Below are 5876 nucleotides of genomic sequence, written 5' to 3' on the forward strand. Positions count from 1 at the left end.
GCTCGGCCGGCAGCGCAGAGTCCGGTGCCTCCGCGGGCTCCGTGCCCAGTCGTGTCCGCAGCTTCCCGAGTGCTTCGCCCCGGATCGCGGGGCGTGCGTGGAAGGCCGCGGCCACCGGGCCCGCGCGGGTCGCGGCGAGCAGGAGCGGGCCGGTGCCGCCGGGCACGGCGGACCACTCCACGACCTGCTCGTCGCTCTCCGCACAGGAGTCCTCACGGTCCGCTCGTCGCTCTCCACGGGGCCACGGTACGGCCGGCCACCGGCAACGCCCGTCCGCCAGGGTGTTCAGCGGGTGGCGTCCCGGACGGTGTCGGGGTTGTCGGTGATGATGCCGTCCACACCGAACCCGGCCACCTCGGCCGCCTTCGCCGCGTCGTTCACCGTCCAGGTGTTCACCTGGAGCGGCTTGCCGTGGGCTCCCTTCAGCTTCTGCACGGCCCTGACGTAGTCGGCGCCGATGGTGGTGTACGACGGATTGATCTGGTCGGTGTACTCCGCGTACGACGGAAGATCCGCCACCGGCGGGGTGCCCAGGAAGCCCGTGACGACGTCCGGGCGCTGAACGTGAACATTTTTCACACTCTCTGCACCGAAGCTCTGGATGATCAGCCTGTACTTGACGTGACCACGGTCGAGCCACCCCTCCTCGCGCAGGACGCGCAGGGTCTCCTTCTCGATCCCCGGGTACGTCTGCGGGCTCTTGATCTCCAGGAGCAGCTTCTGGCGGTTGCGCTCGACGCGGCGCAGGTACTCCGTGAGCGTCGGCACCCGGGCCCCCGCGAAACGGGCGCCGAACCAGCTGCCCGCGTCCAGCTTCGCGATCTCCGCCGCGGTGAAGTCCTTGACCGCCCAGGGCGCGCGGCCGGGGAAGACCTGCTCGGCGTCGGTGGTCCTGCTCAGAGTGGTGTCGTGCATGACGACCGGCACGCCGTCCTTGGTGAGCTGCACGTCGTTCTCCACCCAGGCGATGCCCAGGTCGTCGGCCGCGTCCACAGCCGCCAGCGTGTTCTCCGGGGCGTAGGCGGAAGCGCCCCGGTGGGCGTAGACGACCGGGCTGTCCTGGGCCCCGGAGGCCTGCGCCTGGGTGGCGGGCAGCAGGACGCAACCGCCGAGCAGGGCGGCGACGGCACCGGAGGCTGTTGCTGTGCGTACGGACACGTGTACTCCTCGCGTCGGGATGCGGACAGGCAGAGACTCCCATCCGTTCCCCAACGGAGGGGAGGACGATGATGGCCATGTTGTGAACGAAATGCCGGGTACCGAAGCCCCGGAGGGCCCGGGGCGGATAAAATGCCGCTCTTATGTTTGCTTGCCGGGCCTTGCCCTCTAGGGTCACCCCGAACCCGGGCACACCGCGAAGGGCGTACCAGCATGCAGGGCACAGTTGACGGATTCACCTACGGCTTCGTGACACCCGTCACGGCTTTCCTCATGGCGTGCCTCGGCGCTGCGCTCGGCCTCCGGTGCACCACACGGTCCCTGCGCACCCGGGGAGCGGCCAGAGCGGGCTGGCTGACCCTCGGAGCGACCTCCATCGGGTCCGGCATCTGGACGATGCACTTCATCGCGATGCTGGGCTTCACCGTCCGGGAAGCACCGGTGAGCTACGACAGGCCCCTCACGTACGCCAGCCTCGCCGTGGCGGTCCTGATGGTCGGGATCGGCATCTTCCTCGTCGGATACCGGGGAGCCACCCCCATGGCGCTGGTCACCGGCGGGACGATCACCGGCCTGGGGGTCGCCTCCATGCACTACCTCGGCATGGCCGGAATGAACTTCGAGGGCCTGTTCGAGTACGACACGCTCACCGTCTCGCTCTCCGTCGTCATCGCCGTGGTGGCCGCGACCGCCTCGCTGTGGGCCGCCGTCTCCATCCACGGCTTCCTCCCCAGCCTCGGGGCCAGCGTGGTGATGGGAGTGGCGGTGAGCGGGATGCACTACACGGGGATGGCCGCGCTCCAGGTGCACCTGCACCCCGACGGCGCGTCGGCGCCGCCCGGCGAGGCCCCCACCTCGCTGCTCCTGCCGATGATGATCGGACCGGGCTGTTTCCTGCTGCTCGCCGCGGTGGTCGTGATGATCGACCCCCTCGTGGTGACCGGCGTGCCCGAAGGGCCCGGGCGGCTGCCGGGGCACGCTCCCCTGCGCGGTGGGCCGGCGGCCCCGGACCCCGTCCGGCGCCGCCCCGCGCCGCCCCGCGCGTCCGCCTCGCGCAGGACGTACAGGCAGCCGCGGAGCCGCTGATCCCCCGCTGTTGTCAGTGGGGAGCCGTACGGTGGTTGCATGCGGCCAGTTTCGAAGATCGAACGTTCGGTGGCGCCTTTCGAGGTCGTCAGTCCCTACCAGCCCAGCGGTGACCAGCCCGCGGCCATCGCCGAGCTCGACCGGCGCGTGCGCGCAGGCGAGAAGGACGTCGTCCTGCTCGGTGCGACCGGCACGGGCAAGTCGGCGACGACCGCCTGGATGATCGAGAAGCTGCAGCGCCCGACCCTGGTGATGGCGCCGAACAAGACGCTGGCCGCCCAGCTGGCCAACGAGTTCCGCGAGCTCCTCCCGAACAACGCCGTGGAGTACTTCGTCTCGTACTACGACTACTACCAGCCCGAGGCGTACGTCCCGCAGTCGGACACCTACATCGAGAAGGACTCCTCGATCAACGAGGAGGTCGAGCGGCTGCGGCACTCCGCCACGAATTCGCTGCTCACCCGGCGTGACGTCGTCGTGGTCGCCTCCGTCTCCTGCATCTACGGCCTGGGCACCCCGCAGGAGTACGTGGACCGGATGGTCCAGCTCAAGGTCGGCGACGAGGTCGACCGCGACCAGCTGCTGCGCCGCTTCGTCGAGATCCAGTACACCCGCAACGACCTGGCGTTCACCCGCGGCACCTTCCGGGTGCGCGGCGACACGATCGAGATCTTCCCGGTGTACGAGGAGCTCGCCGTCCGCATCGAGATGTTCGGCGACGAGATCGAGGCGCTCTCCACCCTCCACCCCCTCACCGGTGAGGTCATCAGCGAGGACGCCGCGCTCCACGTGTTCCCCGCCAGCCACTACGTGGCGGGCCCCGAGCGCATGGAGAAGGCGATCAGCGGCATCGAGCAGGAGCTGGAGCAGCGCCTCGCCGAGATGGAGAAGCAGGGCAAGATGCTGGAGGCCCAGCGACTGCGCATGCGCACCACGTACGACATCGAGATGCTGCGCCAGATCGGGACCTGCTCCGGCGTCGAGAACTACTCGATGCATTTCGACGGCCGTGCTCCCGGCACCGCCCCCCACACCCTCCTCGACTACTTCCCCGAGGACTTCCTCCTCGTCCTGGACGAGTCGCACGTCACGGTGCCGCAGATCGGCGCGATGTACGAGGGCGACGCCTCCCGCAAGCGGACCCTCGTCGACCACGGCTTCAGGCTGCCCTCCGCCCTGGACAACCGCCCGCTGAAATGGGAGGAGTTCCTGGGCCGGATCAACCAGACCGTCTACCTCTCCGCGACACCCGGGAAGTACGAGATGTCCCGGGGCGACGGCTACGTCGAGCAGATCATCCGGCCCACCGGGCTCGTCGACCCGGAGGTCGTCGTCAAACCCACGGAGGGCCAGATCGACGACCTGGTCCACGAGATCCGCAAGCGGACCGAGCAGGACGAGCGCGTCCTGGTCACCACCCTCACCAAGAAGATGTCCGAGGACCTCACGGACTACTTCCTGGAGCTGGGCATCCAGGTCCGCTACCTCCACAGCGACGTCGACACGCTGCGACGCATCGAGCTGCTGCGCGAGCTGCGCTCCGGTGAGTACGACGTCCTCGTCGGCATCAACCTCCTGCGCGAGGGCCTCGACCTGCCCGAGGTGTCGCTCGTCGCCATCCTCGACGCGGACAAGCAGGGCTTCCTGCGCTCCGGCACCTCGCTGATCCAGACCATCGGACGTGCCGCCCGCAACGTCTCGGGGCAGGTCCATATGTACGCCGACAAGATCACCCCGGCGATGGCGCAGGCCATCGACGAGACCAACCGCCGCCGCGAGAAGCAGATCGCCTACAACACCGAGCGCGGGGTCGATCCGCAGCCGCTCCGCAAGAAGATCAACGACATCGTCGCGTCCATCGCCCGTGAGGAGGTCGACACCGAGCAACTGCTCGGCACCGGCTACCGGCAGGGCAAGGACACCAAGGCCCCCGTCCCTTCACTGGGGGGCAAGGCCGCCGCGAAGGGTAAGGCGAAGAAGGACGGTGCGGTGGTCACCGACCGGCCCGCCGCGGAACTCGCGGGGATCATCGAGGAGATGACGGACCGCATGCGGGCGGCCGCCGCCGACCTGCAGTTCGAGGTGGCCGCCAGGCTGCGCGACGAGGTGGGCGAGCTGAAGAAGGAACTGCGTCAGATGAGGGAGGCGGGACTGGCCTGACCCCGGGGGGCCCGCGATGTTGCAGGACCGACACAAAAACGGCCCACCACTCCTTCCCGCATCCGGGGACTGCGTAGGGTGCGGGAAACCGCACACCGACGGGTGCGGGGCAGCGGAGAGGGGACAGCGCGTGACGGTCAACATGACCAAGGGCCAGGCCATCAGCCTGCAGAAGAGCGACGGGGGGACCCTGACCGCGGTACGGATGGGGCTCGGCTGGCAGGCGGCCCCGCGCCGCGGACTGTTCGGCTCGCGCACCCGGGAGATCGACCTGGACGCCTCGGCGGTGCTCTTCGCCGACAAGCAGCCCGTGGACGTGGTGTTCTTCCGCCACCTCGTCAGTGACGACGGATCGGTCAAGCACACCGGCGACAACCTCGTCGGCGGCGCGGGCTCGGGCGGCGACGACGAGGCGATCCTGGTCGACCTGCAGCGGGTCCCGGTCCACATCGACCAGATCGTCTTCACGGTGAACTCGTTCACCGGCCAGACGTTCCAGGAGGTGCGGCACGCCTTCTGCCGCATCATCGACGAGACCAACGGCCAGGAGCTCGCCCGCTACACGCTGGACGGCGGCGGCCAGTACACGGCCCAGATCATGGCGAAGGTGCACCGCGTGGGCGGCGGATGGCAGATGACCGCCCTCGGCAACCCGGCCAACGGCCGGACCTTCCAGGACCTGATGCCGTCGATCCTGCCGCACCTGTAGGCCCGGGCACGGGCGGCGCCCGGACATCCGTACGAGCAGCTCCCGGAGGCACCCGCCGCCGGGAGCTGCGGCCATGGCAGGGCACCACACCGAACGTCGAGGGGACAGGGCGATGACGGCCGAGCTGGTCCGGGGGCAGAACCACACCTTGCCCCAGACCCGTCTGGAGATCAGGGTGTCGGCGGGCTCACCCGTCATGGCCGGGGCCACCCTCGGGGACGAGCGGGGCACGGTCCGCGGCGCCGAGTGGATCGCCCACCCCGCGTCGCACCGGGTGCCCGGCCTGGACGTGTCCAGGCAGGCGGCCACCGAACACCGGCTGGCCGTGGACCTGGGCGCCCTGCCCGACGCGGTGCACCGCGTCACGGTGCTCCTGGCCCTGCCCATGGGGGCCGGACTGCCGGGCAGATTCGGCGCGGTCGCCGCGCCCTTCGTCGCCGTCGCCGGACCCGACGGTGCCGAGATCGCCACGTTCACCCTCACCGGCCTCGACACCGAGTCCGCCGTGTCGGCCCTGGAGCTCTACCGCCGCCAGGGCGTGTGGAAGGTCCGCGCCGTCGGCCAGGGCTATGCCGGCGGGCTCACCGAGATGCTCGCCGACCAGGGTGTGACAGGGGCGGCGGAACTGGCTGCCTCCATCCAGGAGGCCGTCGTCTCCGGGCTCGCCCGCTCCGTGACCCCGCCGCCCCGGGCCCCCGACGCCGAGCGGGTACGCCACCCCGCAGGCCCCGCAGGCCCCGCAGGCCCCGCAGGCCCCGCGGCT

The 5876-nt window shown here is 70.2% G+C and carries 5 protein-coding genes and 1 pseudogene; 4 read left to right on the top strand and 2 right to left on the bottom strand.

The features are described from left to right. Positions 1–181: pseudogene (locus tag VN520_RS20940) on the bottom strand (cysteine methyltransferase); the annotation flags it as partial. Between the two features lie 104 nt (positions 182–285). Then, positions 286–1158 (bottom strand): glycerophosphodiester phosphodiesterase, encoded by an 873-nt coding sequence (locus tag VN520_RS20945; protein ID WP_325748468.1) that lies wholly within the window; start codon positions 1156–1158, stop codon positions 286–288. Positions 1159–1371: 213 nt separating this feature from the next. Here VN520_RS20945 and VN520_RS20950 point away from each other — a divergent pair, with 213 nt between their 5' ends. The 4 genes from VN520_RS20950 to VN520_RS20965 all read left to right on the top strand — a co-directional run. Continuing rightward, on the top strand, positions 1372–2244 hold the full coding sequence (locus VN520_RS20950) for an MHYT domain-containing protein (RefSeq protein ID WP_325748469.1): 873 nt from the start codon (positions 1372–1374) through the stop codon (positions 2242–2244). 39 nt (positions 2245–2283) lie between these two features. After that, entirely contained in the window at positions 2284–4404 is a 2121-nt protein-coding gene (uvrB, locus tag VN520_RS20955; RefSeq protein ID WP_325748470.1) for an excinuclease ABC subunit UvrB, read from the top strand. Between the two features lie 130 nt (positions 4405–4534). Then, positions 4535–5113, top strand: coding sequence for a TerD family protein (locus VN520_RS20960; RefSeq protein ID WP_325748471.1), 579 nt, complete (start codon positions 4535–4537; stop codon positions 5111–5113). A 112-nt stretch (positions 5114–5225) separates the two neighbouring features. Continuing rightward, on the top strand, positions 5226–5876 hold a 651-nt coding region (locus tag VN520_RS20965; RefSeq protein ID WP_325748472.1), incomplete at its 3' end, for a TerD family protein.

This window comes from Streptomyces sp. (assembly GCF_035563135.1).
Lineage (GTDB): Bacteria > Actinomycetota > Actinomycetes > Streptomycetales > Streptomycetaceae > Streptomyces.

What these genes read in the sequence shown, in the direction of transcription:
- VN520_RS20950 (WP_325748469.1), top strand. Translation starts at nt 1,372, where the DNA reads ATGCAGGGCACAGTTGACGGATTCACCTACGGCTTCGTGACACCCGTC.
- uvrB (WP_325748470.1), top strand. Translation starts at nt 2,284, where the DNA reads ATGCGGCCAGTTTCGAAGATCGAACGTTCGGTGGCGCCTTTCGAGGTC.